The 13886-nt window shown below is 47.4% G+C and carries 10 protein-coding genes; 8 read left to right on the top strand and 2 right to left on the bottom strand.

Annotation, left to right across the window (positions count from 1 at the left end; translation table 11 throughout):
* The first annotated feature begins 1059 nt into the window (after positions 1-1059).
* A complete protein-coding gene (locus PQG83_RS12675; protein WP_312741612.1) occupies positions 1060-3003 on the top strand; it encodes a sigma-54 interaction domain-containing protein in 1944 nt (647 codons plus the stop codon).
* Positions 3004-3172: 169 nt separating this feature from the next.
* Here the strand turns inward: PQG83_RS12675 and PQG83_RS12670 are convergent, their stop codons facing one another.
* Positions 3173-3442 carry a hypothetical protein gene (locus PQG83_RS12670; RefSeq protein WP_312741609.1) on the bottom strand — a complete coding sequence of 90 codons (270 nt, stop codon included), beginning with the start codon at positions 3440-3442 and terminating at the stop codon, positions 3173-3175.
* A 353-nt stretch (positions 3443-3795) separates the two neighbouring features.
* Between PQG83_RS12670 and PQG83_RS12665 the strand changes: the two genes are divergently transcribed.
* The 3 genes from PQG83_RS12665 (at position 3796) to PQG83_RS12655 (ending at position 7452) form a co-directional block, all read left to right on the top strand.
* On the top strand, positions 3796-4167 hold the full coding sequence (locus tag PQG83_RS12665; protein WP_312741607.1) for a hypothetical protein: 372 nt from the start codon (positions 3796-3798) through the stop codon (positions 4165-4167).
* 624 nt (positions 4168-4791) lie between these two features.
* Positions 4792-5163: a hypothetical protein gene (locus PQG83_RS12660; RefSeq protein ID WP_312741604.1), complete on the top strand. Its 372-nt coding sequence runs from the start codon at positions 4792-4794 to the stop codon at positions 5161-5163.
* Positions 5164-5877: 714 nt separating this feature from the next.
* Positions 5878-7452 carry a sigma-54-dependent Fis family transcriptional regulator gene (locus PQG83_RS12655; protein WP_312741601.1) on the top strand — a complete coding sequence of 525 codons (1575 nt, stop codon included), beginning with the start codon at positions 5878-5880 and terminating at the stop codon, positions 7450-7452.
* Positions 7453-7860: 408 nt separating this feature from the next.
* Here PQG83_RS12655 and PQG83_RS12650 read toward each other — a convergent pair whose 3' ends face one another.
* Positions 7861-8253, bottom strand: a complete 393-nt coding sequence (locus PQG83_RS12650; RefSeq protein WP_312741598.1) for an FAD-dependent oxidoreductase — start codon at positions 8251-8253, stop codon at positions 7861-7863.
* Between the two features lie 333 nt (positions 8254-8586).
* Here PQG83_RS12650 and PQG83_RS12645 point away from each other — a divergent pair, with 333 nt between their 5' ends.
* The 4 genes from PQG83_RS12645 to PQG83_RS12630 all read left to right on the top strand — a co-directional run bounded on the left by PQG83_RS12645 (position 8587) and on the right by PQG83_RS12630 (position 13860).
* A complete protein-coding gene (locus PQG83_RS12645; RefSeq protein ID WP_312741596.1) occupies positions 8587-10110 on the top strand; it encodes a sigma-54-dependent Fis family transcriptional regulator in 1524 nt (507 codons plus the stop codon).
* A 389-nt stretch (positions 10111-10499) separates the two neighbouring features.
* A complete protein-coding gene (locus tag PQG83_RS12640) occupies positions 10500-11093 on the top strand; it encodes a transaldolase family protein (RefSeq protein ID WP_312741593.1) in 594 nt (197 codons plus the stop codon).
* A 476-nt stretch (positions 11094-11569) separates the two neighbouring features.
* Entirely contained in the window at positions 11570-13534 is a 1965-nt protein-coding gene (locus PQG83_RS12635) for a cytochrome ubiquinol oxidase subunit I (protein WP_312741592.1), read from the top strand.
* Positions 13535-13671: 137 nt separating this feature from the next.
* Complete coding sequence (locus tag PQG83_RS12630) at positions 13672-13860, top strand: hypothetical protein (protein ID WP_312741590.1); 189 nt, start codon at positions 13672-13674, stop codon at positions 13858-13860.
* The last annotated feature ends 26 nt before the right edge of the window (positions 13861-13886 follow it).

The raw sequence follows: 13886 nt of genomic DNA, 5'->3' as shown, positions 1-13886 counted from the left end.
TTTGGAGAATGACCCATGGTCAGGATAACAGGGTTCAACTGGAGAGACTAGCCTCGGTTTCGACGCCAGATGCCATGCTGGCTAAGGAAAGCCCTCTATAGTTACGGGAAGCCTTATAAATTCTGTGCGAATGAGAGCGACCCATGCTGGGGCATTGAACGTCCTCTCAAAGCCATTTGCTCTTAGGAAGATTCTAAAAATGGTTCGGGAAGTCGCACATCGCAAACAAGAGGCACATCATTGAAGGTGTATCCATTTCATCCTGGAAAATGGGGTGGTGGGTTCTTGATCCATTGAATTGGAAATTGTGGGGAGTAGGGAGAAGCGTATGATGACCATTCTGGTCGAATAATTTTCTTAAAAATAAAATTTTGCCGTCTAGGTTGTGAAACCTGTCCCTGTTTTGTCCTTTTCTTAACATCCTTTCTCTTTTCCTAATTCTCGTTTGAAATTGGAGTGTGAATGCATCCTTGCCAAACAGGCATAAGAGTGAGGTATGCCCGACGAGGGAAACACCACAACTCGAAGGATGACGGTCATCCAATTCCCAATGTATGTCCTGTTTGGCTGATGAAATTAAATTTGATGGCAAAATTCTTTATGAAGGATGGATGTTTTGAAACCTCCATCTGTTGCCTTATCGAGCTAAATCCAATTTAGGCATAATACAGAGCAATGGCAAAAGGACAAAAAATATGGAAAAGCCTGGTCACTCCACCCTCTCGATTCAGGTAGAATGAATTTATAAGTTTAACGATAGGTTTCACGGTGTGGAGTATTTGGAGAAAATTCATCAAAGGACGGGTGAGGAGGCACTCTGTGAAGTGAGTAGATTCCTGTGAATGAGGAGATTGAATGGCCAGGTCATAGGCCACATGTTTGTGACGGGATAATGAGGACGGGGCGAGCAGTCTCCCGCATGTAATTAATTGGACCTTCCATATGTGTGAGATTGATGGGCCTTTTCGTTGGTTCTATGCGGAGAAGTGTCCCGAAGATGCGAGAGCGCTAAGCCAGGTCGTTTGGGAACATGTCTTTTTTTTGCCCTAGGAAGTCATCATGGAAGACAAAGGGTTCTTGTCATCTACCGATAGTCAAGTATCGAAGGATTCAGATCAAGAATTGAAGCGGACCTTGCACGATCTCCAGGAGCGTGTGAAGGAACTGACCGCACTCCATTCCACCACGCAATTGTTTCACAACGAAGATTTATCGAATCAGGAATTACTTCAACGCATTGCCGATCTCATTCCGCCTTCCTGGCAATACCCGGAAGTCACAGCCGCCCGGATTCGGTTTGGTCCTCTGGAAATAACGACACCTAATTTTGTGGGATCCCCGTGGACCCAGCGGGAAGAGTTTATTTGCCGAGATGGAACGACAGGTGAAATTGAAGTCGTGTATTTGGAGGAACGCCCGACGGAAGTTGAAGGCCCCTTCCTGCAAGAAGAGCGAAATTTATTGCACTCACTTGGAGAGATGATCCGGCTGCAGTTGGATCGGAAGCGGACGCAAGCCGACCTTCGTGAGGCGCATGATGTGCTGGAGCAGCGGGTGCTGGATAGAACTTCCGACCTGACGACGGCCAATCAATTACTGTCGCGGGAAGTGGCACAACGGAAAGAAGCCGAGGAGAAATTAGAGGACTTGATTGCGGAGATCCAGCGGAATCACGATGACCTCATTGCTATTTTAAATCAATTGCATATCGGGACTGCCCTGACCGACAGGGATGGAAAGGTGACCTTTCTGAGTCAGGCGGCCCAACAATTATGCGGAAAAGGAAATTTTCCTCAATCAGGTGGGTCCTGGCAAGGGTTGTTTAGCGATCCTGCCTATCATGCTCAAATAGAGGACATGGTGAATCGTTCTCCTGGTGAACGGCAGGAGGTCTTAGTGCGTATGTCTACGGTTGGTGGAGAGTGCACCCGGTGGGTCAATGTGGATGTCAGAGATGATCCACGAGACCCGGAACGGAAAATGTTTTTCCTGTACGATGCCTCGGAGGTGCAGACCCTTCGTCAACTATTGGGAGAGACGGGCAAATATCAGGATCTCATTGGCACCAGCCATTCAATGCAATTGGTTTTCCAGCAGATTCAGGATTTTTCCCGTGTGGATTCCACCATACTTATTGAGGGAGAGACCGGAACAGGCAAGGAACTGGTTGCTCGTGCCATTCACCAAGCCAGCCACCGCAATGAGTTTCCTTTTATCGCGGTGAATTGTGCGGGGTTGACGGAATCACTGGTCGCCAGCCAATTATTTGGACATAAGCGTGGGGCCTTCACAGGCGCCGTATCAGATCAGCAGGGATTGATCGAAGCCGCAGAAGGAGGAACGTTGTTTTTGGATGAAATCGGGGATATTCCGCTCACCGTCCAAACCAGTCTGCTTCGGGTTCTGCAAGAATGGGAAATTACCCGTCTTGGAGAATCTCGGCTCCGGAAAGTGAATGTTCGTGTGCTTGCGGCCACCCATCATAATCTTGCCAATGATGTCAGTGCGGGAACCTTCCGGGCTGACCTGTTGTATCGGATTCGGGTTGGAAGAGTGTTACTGCCTCCGCTGCGGGAACGACGGGAAGATATCCCTTTGTTAATCAGCCATTTTCTGAACCAATATCGGGCGACAACAGGAAGGCCTGTTGAGGCCGTGAGTGATGAAGCGCTCCGGCTGTTGATGGCCTATGGCTGGCCTGGAAATGTTCGCGAACTCAAGCATGCCATTGAATTTGCAGTCATTCGATGTCCTCAGACGATTATTCGGCCTCAAGATTTACCGCCAGAGGTGCTTAATCAGGATGAAAGGCTTCTCGTGGCACAATCTGAAGACATACCTTCAAGCCAGGATGATGATAAGGAGAAGATTCTCGCTGCATTGAAGCAGACGGGAGGGAACCGTTCAGCTGCCGCAAAGCTCCTTGGGATCGCACGCCTCACGTTGTATCGTCGCATGTCACGCCTCGGAATTCCTGCTCGCCGTAAAACGTCTTCTATTTGAAGTTTTTTAGGGAGACAGTTGCATAATGGATTCTCAATCTCGCAATTTGCCACTATCAAGCCTGAGCGAATCGGAGTGAAGGAGATTTCAGGAAGGGGTGTTGAATAATAAATATTTTTAAAGGCAAATTTGCCTGGGATTAAATTACTCAACAAGGCTCCGGGTCGGGTCAAAAAAGTCCGTCCAGCAAGGCCGCAGCCGTTTTTACGCGCGGAGCGTACGCGTAGTACGTGAGCACGGAAAAATGGCGAGAACGCCGCTGGCGGCTTTTTTCAACAGACCCGGAAGGTCCGGCTTCTAACCCCTCAACCCCGGCAGGATAAGGGCATGGCTTTCCATGGACCAGGCCGCAATCACCTGGATGGCCGGAATGCCCAGGTTGATAGCCGAGTGTAGCCGAGAAGTTTCCTGTCTGCGTGCTTACGCGATTTCTCCGCACTTCTTTCCTTGTTCTCTATCCCTTTAGAACAGTTACAAATATCCCGCATCTTCCTAATCTTCCACAGAGTAAGGCGTTGTTTATTTAGCATCCAGATAAATAAGAAACGCATCTGAAGGCATGACAGACTTGATGTTACATAATGTATCAACGGATTTACACTTTTGATGCATTTAGATGTAACAGTTCACCGCGTTCATTTTATTTCAAAATTTTAAACTATTGAATTTAAAAGTAAGTACTGCCTTAAAAGTATTGGTCTATAAATTGGATAGACATAAACAGGAGAAGAAAGAGTGGGCAGTGAACCAATAGATGCTCTTTTGAAGCCGTCAGCAAGAAGGGAGGAAGCCATGAATCACAAAATAATGATGTTATTTTTCCTCGTGGGAATACTCCTCGGCATTCCCCAATTTGTTTTGGCTGGTGAAATTACGAAAGAACAGGTTTCTGAATGGAAACTGGAAACCCAGGGTTGGTCCATTCAAGACCATATAGCTGCTGCGTATTCTGAAGAAGAGGAAGTTCAGTCTTTAGTGGACCGCATTCAGCAATTGGATAAACGCATAAGCAAATTGGAGGAAAAGCCATACTTTGATCCGAAGGGGTTTACCAGAAGTTCCTTAAGGCTTCTTTCCAGTACATTGGAAGAGCAAGAGAAACTTCTGAATGAAAAGATTGCCTGGCATATTCGGCAGGCCGACCAGGCCAAGCTGACAGAGTAGGAGTAATGGAGCTTCAAGGAAAAGAGGGAGTGGGCTTGCCTGGCTACCGGTATTAAGTATTTGTGAAAAACCCTTCCGGCGGTGCAGGTTGTCGACAAAATGTTCACCGGGCCAATGTGGGAAATTGAAATCGAACTCAAACATGATTTTGGCCTTACCCTTTTTTGCTTGGACGGAGTGTAGAGGGCAGAGTCTGCCTTTTACGGCTGGTTGTTTTCCTAATCCTTGCATGTGTGTGCCCCACTAGATTTTTCTTTGCAGAAACAGGAACGTCGCCATTTTCAATCATGCGGCACCTTCTATAGCCGTTTCCATCTTCACATTTCTCAGTCAACACCCTGGTCAACAAAACGGAAGGAAGGTCCCTAATGATACAAAAAAGTGTAACATTATGTAACCTAATGTAACCTAATGAATCACTTATGTTACCTTTGCATGTTACATTAATGACCTAATTTTTAAGTACATAAAATGATAAGTTATTGAATGTAAAGGTAAATAAAATTTAATTTTTGTTGGCATATAAATTGGATATTGAAATAGGTTGTGCGGGAAACAACGTTACATTAGCAGTCCAAGTTCGACGATGGTTTTAAAACTGATAAACGCTGGAAGGAGGAAGTTATGAATAACAAATTTTTTATTTCAGCTTTTCTTGTGGGGATACTTCTAGGGCTTCCCCAATTTGTTTTGGCGAGTGATAAGGGGCAAGGCCAGAATTCGGCCTGGAAAGTGGAGACCCAGGGTTGGTCGATTCAAGATCATATGATTGCGGCAAAAGCATCAGAAGGGGAAGTCCAGTCCCTGGAAAGTCGTGTTCAGGATATAGATAAGCGCATCGCCCATTTTGAGAGCAAGCCACACTTCGACCCGAAGGGGTTTCATAGAAATGCCTTGAAGCATATCTCTTCTACCTTGAAAGGGGATACGAATCTTCTGAATGAGAAGATTGCGTGGCATATAAGGCAAGCTGATCAAGCTAAGCTTACGGAGTAGTGGATCCCTGTATGATTAGTTAGCAATGTTAATAAATGCCTGTTAGTGGTTCCATGGAAGGGGAAGGTTAAGCCACCCTTCCATGGAAAAATAAAATATCCCAGGAGTTTTTCTTGCGCCTGACGTTATGCGTCAGGCTTTTTTTTTTAGACCCTTTTTTGATCTCCATGTGGATCGACGACAGATTCCTCTCCCTGATTAAAGGAGTGAGCCAAATCACTTCCTCCACACATGAAGAAGAGCCCTTCTTCTGGAGATCTTTATTCGAAACAATGCCTATAGTCTATAAAAGGTAAGATAAAACCAAAGTTTGGTGATGCCTCTGTCGAATTCATGTGCGACTTAGCACGGTCGTCTCCGTGCGTTTTTGCTCTATCGTGACAAATTAAAATGAAGTTTTTTTAATAATGTTTACTTAAATAAACGATTGTTTGTATAACCTGAATGACACCATGAAATGGATGGTGGCTTGACCTATTAAGCTATTGAAATATAAAACATATTTAGCTCAGGCGACCAGACAATTTTAACAAGGAAAATGGATTTTTGTACACCACAAAAAAGCGGTTAATGGCTCAGTAATTGCGTCCATTTATTTATAGAAAATTATAGAAAATCAAACGTAATATTTTTGCCCATGAAAACTCTTTCTGGTTCAAAAGTTCTAGTTAAGGTCACCATCCTTCGTATTCATTTTTCAGTGTGAGGGGCATCATGATAGTCGATATGACTCACTCAACCGATCACCTTGCCCGTTATTTCTATCAAACCCTGTTGGAAGTCACAAACATCTTAAATTCCCAACGGAATACGGAAGATCTGTGGAAAGCCATTACGGGACACATTAAAAAGGTGATCTCTTGGGAACGCGCGGGTATTACGCTGTATCATTCTGACATAGATGCTTTTCGGTTTTACGCGGTGGAAACGAGTATGCCGGTGGTGAAGTTGAAATGTGATGCCGTCATTCCTCGAGAAGGCAGTGCAATGGGATGGGTATATAATCATCGGCGTCTTCATATACGCCCCCATTTACAACAAAATCCCATATTTTTAGAAGATGCGTTTTATCACGAAGAGGGTCTGGGAAGAATGATCAATATTCCCATGATTGTTGGGGAAAATTGCATCGGATCTTTGAATATCGGCAGTGTTGAATCCGGGGATCCGGATCCGGAAAATCTCTTGTTTCTACGCCAAGTGGCGACCCAAATTGCCTTTGCCATTGATCATGTGCGGGCCTATGAACAGATCAATCACCTGAAGGAACAGCTCACCCGTGAAAATGCCTATCTTCTAGAAGAAATCAAAGTTACGTACGATTTTGGAGCGATGGTTGGAAATAGTCAAAAGTTTAAGAACGTGCTGGACCTGGCCCAGGCCGTTGCCCCGACCACGACCTCGGTGCTCATCATGGGGGAAACGGGAACGGGAAAAGAACTATTGGCGCGATTACTTCATGAATTGAGCCCCCGTAATTTAAAGCCTTTTGTTCGAGTCAATTGTGCGGCGTTACCTTCAGGTCTGGTGGAAAGTGAGCTCTTCGGTCATGAGAAAGGCGCGTTTACCGGTGCAGAGACTGGAAGACCCGGCAAATTTGAATTGGCCAATGGTGGCACCTTGTTTCTTGATGAAATCGGGGAGATGCCGATTGAAGCGCAGGCAAAACTCCTCAGGGTTTTACAAGATGGGATTGTGGAACGAGTAGGCAGTATCGAGGGGAAAGCCGTCGATGTGCGAATCATTGCCGCCACCAATAGCGATTTAAGCAAGGCGATTGCCGAAGGGCGTTTTCGTTCCGACTTATATTACCGACTGCATGTCTTTCCGATTGTGGTGCCACCTCTCCGGGAACGTTTGCATGATATTCCCCTGCTGGTGCGACATTTCATGGAAAAAAATCGGTTGCAGTTCAGACGAAACTGTCAGGAGATCGATGATCGTTCAATGGAAATGTTGGTTCAGTATCCATGGCCGGGTAATGTACGGGAACTGAAAAATGTGATTGAACGAGCCATGATTCTTTGCCAATCGTCCGTCATGCATGTGGAGGACTCACTGTTGCAGTCCCCGGCTAACGACATGGATGCCATGCCGCCCATTCAATTAAAAGACGTGGAACGCACTCGAATACTCCAAGCCTTAGCGGCGTGTGAATGGAGAATTGATGGACCATTAGGGGCAGCCAAGCATCTGGGGTTACATCCCAGCACCCTGAGAAGCCGATTGAAAAAATTCGGGATCAAGCGCACTCTGAATAACACACCCAATCGTGGAGTGTCTGTCTGATTGAGAGCCGGTTCGTCCGGAGGTAACTATTTAAGTTAGGCCATGCTCTCGTTTCCGCTCTCCCATCCTAAACCTACCTTGACTGACATGTGAGCATACGAACGGCTTAGAACAGGAAATTTTGGCCTGTCCCACTGCTTCGCTAAGATATTTCTTTGCCATCATGCCATTAACAGGTCATCCCGACAGGACGATTATTCAGAAAGGGGCTGTTGAAAAAAGGCGCCAACGGTGTTCTCGGCATTTTTCCGTGCTCACGTACTGGAAGTACGCTCTGCCCGCAAATATGCCTGCGACCTTCCCTTCGGCATGACTCAGGGCAGGACTGGACGAACTTTTTTAACCGCCCCGAGGCCTCTAATATGCAACGTGCCTGTGAGGCAATATGCCATTGGAAATTGGTTTTATTCAACACTCCCAGAACGAAAATCCATGTAAGCAGGTTCGTTCCTTTGCGCCACTCCTGGTGAGAGGCCCCAGCATGCGAAAAAACGGTGTAATACCGATTCCTCCTGCGAGAAGAGCGATGGTTCGGGAATCGTCAGACGGTAGCGTGAATTGTCCGAATGGACCTTCAAGATCAATTGTCGTCCCAAGAGGCATTTCTGCCAACATACGTTTAAAGGGTGTGTTCCGAAGGCGGGTGGCGACCATGAGCTTTTGTTCGGAAGGAGCGCTGGCAAGGGTCAGGGACCGTGTTTGGCCTTCTGGATCGGATGTGGAAAGATTCGGTAATGACAGATCGATAAACTGTCCAGCTGTAAAGGTGAACCCAGCCGGTCGATCAAGATAGAACGCCATTGTACCTTTGGCGATTTCCTAACGCTTTCTCAATGCCACGTGATAACTGGAAAGCGTAGGGAGTTTTCCCATTGAGATCGCTTAGTGATGCTCATACACGTTATGAGATGATTTCGAAATCATATTATCCTAGCGTTTTGATGCGGGGTTGAGTCAATTGTTGGCTCATGGTTTTCATTATCCGATTAAAACAAATCCATTTTTCCTCACGACTTAAACATAAAATAATCGTATTGCCTTCTTAGATTTTGAGTCAGTTTAAGGTCATTTCTCTTATTAGACAGGTCATTCGGTTCTATGCTTGAATCTGTCGCAAGAAAGGATTGAAGGACTGTGGAACGAATTGAGAGAAACTACCGGGCGCTACTGAACGTCGCGATTGTGCTTAATTCACAACGGGATACCAATAGTCTCTGGCAGGCCATTATCGAGCAGATTGAACAGGTCATGCCCTGGGCCCGGGTCAGTGTGACTTTATATGACCGTAAGTCAGATGGGTTTCAATTTTATGTTGTGACGACTCATTTGGCGAGGGTCGTGGTCCAAGGGGATACCGTGATACCGCGTGTTGGGAGTGCAATGGGGTGGGTGTACGATCACAAGACGTTACATGTCCGTCCTGATCTCAAACAGGAGCAGGTCTTTCTGGAAGATCATTGGTATGTGGAGGAAGGGCTAGGACGCATGATTAACCTTCCGCTGCTGGTCAGAGGAAAGTGTGTGGGGGTGTTGAACCTTGGGAGCGTTGATGCGGGTAACCCGGATCCAGATGCGATTGAGTTTTTATCCCAAGTGGCCATGCAAATTGCCTATGCCATAGATCATGTACAGGCTTATGAGGAAATTAATCTGCTGCGCCAGCAGTTGGCACGAGAAAACATCTATCTGGTCGAGGAACTCAAGCTGACAAAACACTTTGGGGCCATGATAGGACGAAGTCAGGTTTTTCAGCATGTATTGGAGCTTGCCCGCGAGGTCGCTCCTACGACGGCGACGGTCCTGATCACGGGGGAAACGGGCACCGGGAAGGAACTCCTTGCACAAGCCATTCATGATTGGAGCATGCGTGCGAACAAACCGTTCATTAGGGTCAATTGTGCGGCTCTTCCGGCAGGATTAGTCGAAAGCGAATTATTTGGTCACGAAAAGGGAGCGTTTACTGGAGCCGATTCCAGGCGTGAGGGGCGTTTTGAGTTCGCCCATGGCGGGACCTTGTTGTTAGACGAAATCGGGGAAATTCCTATGGAGACCCAAGCGAAATTATTACGAGTAATCCAGGACGGGATGGTTGATCGTGTGGGTGGGAAACAGTCTATCCCGGTGGATATTCGGTTGATGGCCTCAACGAATGCCGATCTGCCATCAGCCATTGAACAAGGTCGTTTTCGTGCTGACCTCTTTTATCGACTTCATGTGTTTCCGATTACCATCCCTCCCCTCCGAGCCCGACCGGAAGATATTCCAGAACTCGCACAGCATTTTCTGGAGCACTATGCTATTAAACTCAAACGGCCCTGCGAAACCATTGAACCGGATTCTCTGCAGCGGCTTATCCGGTATTCCTGGCCTGGCAATATTCGAGAACTTGAAAATGTTATTGAACGGGCGGTGATTCTCTCACATCAAAAGATTCTGCGCATCGATGAACGGCTTTTGATACTTCAGAGTGCGACGAATGAACCCAAGGCTCCGGCCGGGTTAGTTGATTTTGAACGGCAACATATTCTTCAGACCCTGGCCTCCAGCAATTGGCAAATTGAAGGAGAGGGTGGCGCGGCGGAACAACTCGGATTGGCACCGAGCACGCTCAGGAGCCGGATTAAAAAATTAGGTCTTCAACGCCCGACTCGACCCTAAATTCTTCAACTTCACACTCTTTCCTTCTACCTGGTCTCACTCTTTTCTCTGAAATCCCAGATGCTGAAACCACGGTGGGTGGTGGTATGAGCCACCAGACCACCACGATCTCTCATGGGGTTTTATGACCAATTCTTTAACCTGCGTACTTGTCAATGCCATCTACAGCATTTTCAATGGTCTCTCGTCTCACTCCATCTCAATCCAGCTGTGGCTCGGTGTATGCATACCGACAAATGGAGCCCGTTACTTTTTGTCAATTCGTTAAAGAAATGTGGGTCATGAGTTCAGATTATATACACGGTCCTGAGGCGGGAGCAGTAGGTCATGATTTTGGTAGAAGTTCTCCTGCTTGGAGGTCAATCCCTGTTCATGAGTAATGAGTGCTCATGAAATTCTATCTCGACACGGTGAGTCTCACAGAGATTCAGGAGATTGGCAGACTGGGGGTTCTGGATGGCATAGCCATGAACGCCACGTTGATTACCGAGCAGGGGCTGAATTTCTATCAAGGAATTCGAGGAATCTGTCGTTATGTGGATAGTCCGATCAGTGTCGGCGTGTTGAGTATTGAAGAAGAGGCCATCGTCAAGGAAGGCAAAGAATTATCCAAAATCCACAAAAATGTCATGGTGAAATGTCCTTTGACCCCTGCCGGTCTCAAGGCGACTAAGCGGTTGACAGCTGAAGGCATCCGGGTGAATGTGTCTTTGTGTTTTTCCCTCACGCAGGCCTTGATTGCCGCCAAAGCCGGTGCCTGGTGTGTGTCCATTTGCCTTGATCGCACCGGGGACAAACAAACCAAGGGTGACGATACTATTCGAAACATTGTCACCGTCTTTCGAAGCTATGGTCTCTCCACTCAGGTGCTCCTTGCCGGTATCCGTTCTCCGCATGATGTCCTTGAGGCAGCATTAGCGGGAGGGCATATTTGTACGATGCGATTCCCCATGTTTCTGCAACTTTTCGATCCTGCTGTGTAATTGTCCTTTCTGACCACATCCTCCGATCCGGATTGTGCTCTTCAGAAGCCCCGACCTTTCGAAGCGTGATCGAGTTTGCGGGTATCGTATCTTTCTTCGTCATGCTCCTTGTTTTTCCCCCTTTTGTCCTTCCCGTATTTTCTTGAGTCCAGCCACGTAAAGCGGTGGTTGGCCACCACCTCCCACCACGTTCTTTCGTGGGTGAATGATCCGTCTGCGGATGTTTCTCAGAGAAAAACAATGGAAACTTTAAGATTACAAGGGATTGTTTTGGGACACTGAATTATTTTGATCGGGCATGGCCCCTGCAAAGCGTTCAACAACATATATGAACAACCGGAATGAAAGCAGTGGCACCCAGAATTCAGCAATGTCAGAAAAACTTGTGAGATAAATTTATCAGAAGAAATTTTTTATGGATGTCGGATGAATCCAATGATTTTGGGGGGAGAGAAATGAGTGGAAAGCGTGGAGGAATGAAACTTAAAAAGAATGCCGCAGTTTTACTGATCAGCATGATTGCGGGAATGTTGCTGCTGCCGATCGGGGTAGCAATGCCGATCCTATTTGGAAATGGCGAAGCCATCGCTTCGGGAGGAGGGCAAAGTCCCCAGCCTGCTCAGGAGGTTGTCGAGGGTGAGGAAGGCGCAGCGCCGGTCGAAATGGGACGGGATATTTATTACAAGACCGAGGGCGTGGTGTCGAGTGAAACTGCTCCAGTCACCGCGGACAATACGCATGATTATCCCCGCTATGGCAATTTTGAAAGTCGAGTGCTGATTTGGGTTGCGAACCAGCAGCATTTGTATTACGGCAGTTTTGTCTTGGCGGTTCCTATCTTCTGCATGGTGATTGAGTTCATCGGCATGGTGACCAAGGATAAGGCCATGGCGAAGAAATACGACCAGCTGGCCTATGATTTTATCCGAATCAGTCTGACGGCCTATTCGTTGACGGCAATCCTTGGGGGCATTCTCCTTTTCACCTTTCTCACGCTCTATCCCACATTTTTTAGCTACCTCTCAGGGATTTTCCGTCCTGTCATGCACATCTACGCTCTGTTGTTCGTCGCCGAAAGCGGAACGCTGTATATCTACTACTACGGATGGGACAGGATGAGGGAAGGCGTCCTGAAATGGGTGCATCTCAGTATCGCCGTGGTCCTGAATGTTATTGGAACCGTGCTGATGTTTTTAGCGAATTCGTGGATCGCCTTTATGATGTCCCCGGCAGGGGTGGATGAACAAGGACGGTATCTCGGGAATATCTGGCATGCGATTCATAGCGCGTTGTGGAATCCGCTGAATGTTCATCGAATTTTAGGAAATATGGCATTCGGAGGCAGCGTCGTGGCGGCCTACGCGGCCTACCGGTTTTTATCGGCTAAAACCGATGAAGAACGTGCCCATTACGACTGGATGGGATATGTCGCGATGTTTATCGCGGTCATTTTCCTCATTCCATTGCCGTTTGCGGGCTATTGGCTCATGCGGGAGGTGTATGCCTATCGTCAGCAAATGGGGATCACCTTGATGGGGGGACTTCTCGCCTGGTTGTTTATTATTCAGGCCACCATGATCGGGGCCCTCTTCATGACGACGAGTTATTACTTGTGGCAATGCTTTGGCAGGATGCCTGGTGCTGAACGATTCCAGAAATATATTAAATATCTGGTGTTCATTGCGGTGGTGGGCCTACTGGTGTTTATCACGCCCCATACCATCGTCATGACCCCGGCTGAGTTAAAAGCCATGGGAGGTCAACAGCATCCCGTCTTAGGAAACTATGGGGTCATGTCCGCCAAAAATGGCGGGATCAATATGCTTATCATTGTGACGATTGTGAGTTTCATTTGGTATCAGCGAGGCAATTTGATTCCGGCAGTGAAATGGAAAAAATTCGGGAATATTTTTATGACCACTTTTATCGTGGTCGGAAGCCTCAATATTATTTGGTTAGCCATCTATGGGTATTTCATTCCGGCGAACGTGCGGATTGGTCTGTCGGTTCCCCAGGTGGCCACTACCATGTCGTGCCTTCTGTTAATGATGCCGATGAATTTGGCCATGCTGAAAAATGCCAGGATGGCGGGCCCCATTCAATGGGGAAAAATGCCGGCGCGGTCGCAATATGCTCTGATCGCCCTGGCGACCGAATTTACCTGGATGATGGCATTGATGGGATACATCCGTTCATCAGTCCGTCTCTTCTGGCATGTCAACGAGGTGATGCGGGATAACTCGCCCTGGGCCTATACCCATACCATAGGGTTTGCCGCAAATATGATCTCCTTTAACGTTCTGCTGTTCTGGTCGACCATTCTATTCGTGTTCTGGCTGGCGGCATTTGCCGGTAAAAAATCGCCGGTACCGGAGATGCCGAAGGTGCCGGAATCACCCGCAGTGCCTCAGTTCACACCTCAACCGGCCAGTCGCTCCTGAGAGGTTTTATAGGGCATCTATGGAGGATGAATGAAGGATGAATTCATAAAACCAGCGCCAGATTTTGATTGAAAGGCGCATTCACGCATTCAAGGTGAAGCGCATGATGGAGTGGTTGAACCGTGAAGGAGAGCGAGATGATGGAATTTTGGGTTGCCAATCCTCTGATTGAAATGATCTTCGGGATAGTCAGCTTCGTGGGAGTCTTACTGTTGGGATGGGCAAATCTTATGGTCGATCCCCCAAAAACCGCGGTGGCCATACCTGCCGAATTGAATGTCTGGGAAAGACATCGGTTGAGGCAGTCTCAACGAAAGGAGGAATAAAGGGTTTGTGTCGTGAGCCGGAACAG

It is taken from the genome of Candidatus Nitrospira neomarina, from assembly GCF_032051675.1.
GTDB lineage: Bacteria > Nitrospirota > Nitrospiria > Nitrospirales > UBA8639 > Nitrospira_E > Nitrospira_E neomarina.
This window is presented reverse-complemented; position numbering and strand designations above follow the sequence as displayed.

Excerpts from the sequence above, each read along its gene's own strand:
- PQG83_RS12665 (WP_312741607.1), top strand. The coding sequence starts at position 3,796 with ATGAATCACAAAATAATGATGTTATTTTTCCTCGTGGGAATACTCCTC.
- PQG83_RS12640 (WP_312741593.1), top strand. The coding sequence starts at position 10,500 with ATGAAATTCTATCTCGACACGGTGAGTCTCACAGAGATTCAGGAGATT.
- PQG83_RS12635 (WP_312741592.1), top strand. The coding sequence starts at position 11,570 with ATGAAACTTAAAAAGAATGCCGCAGTTTTACTGATCAGCATGATTGCG.
- PQG83_RS12630 (WP_312741590.1), top strand. The coding sequence starts at position 13,672 with ATGATGGAATTTTGGGTTGCCAATCCTCTGATTGAAATGATCTTCGGG.
- PQG83_RS12650 (WP_312741598.1), bottom strand. The coding sequence starts at position 8,253 with ATGGCGTTCTATCTTGATCGACCGGCTGGGTTCACCTTTACAGCTGGA.
- PQG83_RS12660 (WP_312741604.1), top strand. The coding sequence starts at position 4,792 with ATGAATAACAAATTTTTTATTTCAGCTTTTCTTGTGGGGATACTTCTA.
- PQG83_RS12675 (WP_312741612.1), top strand. The coding sequence starts at position 1,060 with ATGGAAGACAAAGGGTTCTTGTCATCTACCGATAGTCAAGTATCGAAG.
- PQG83_RS12655 (WP_312741601.1), top strand. The coding sequence starts at position 5,878 with ATGATAGTCGATATGACTCACTCAACCGATCACCTTGCCCGTTATTTC.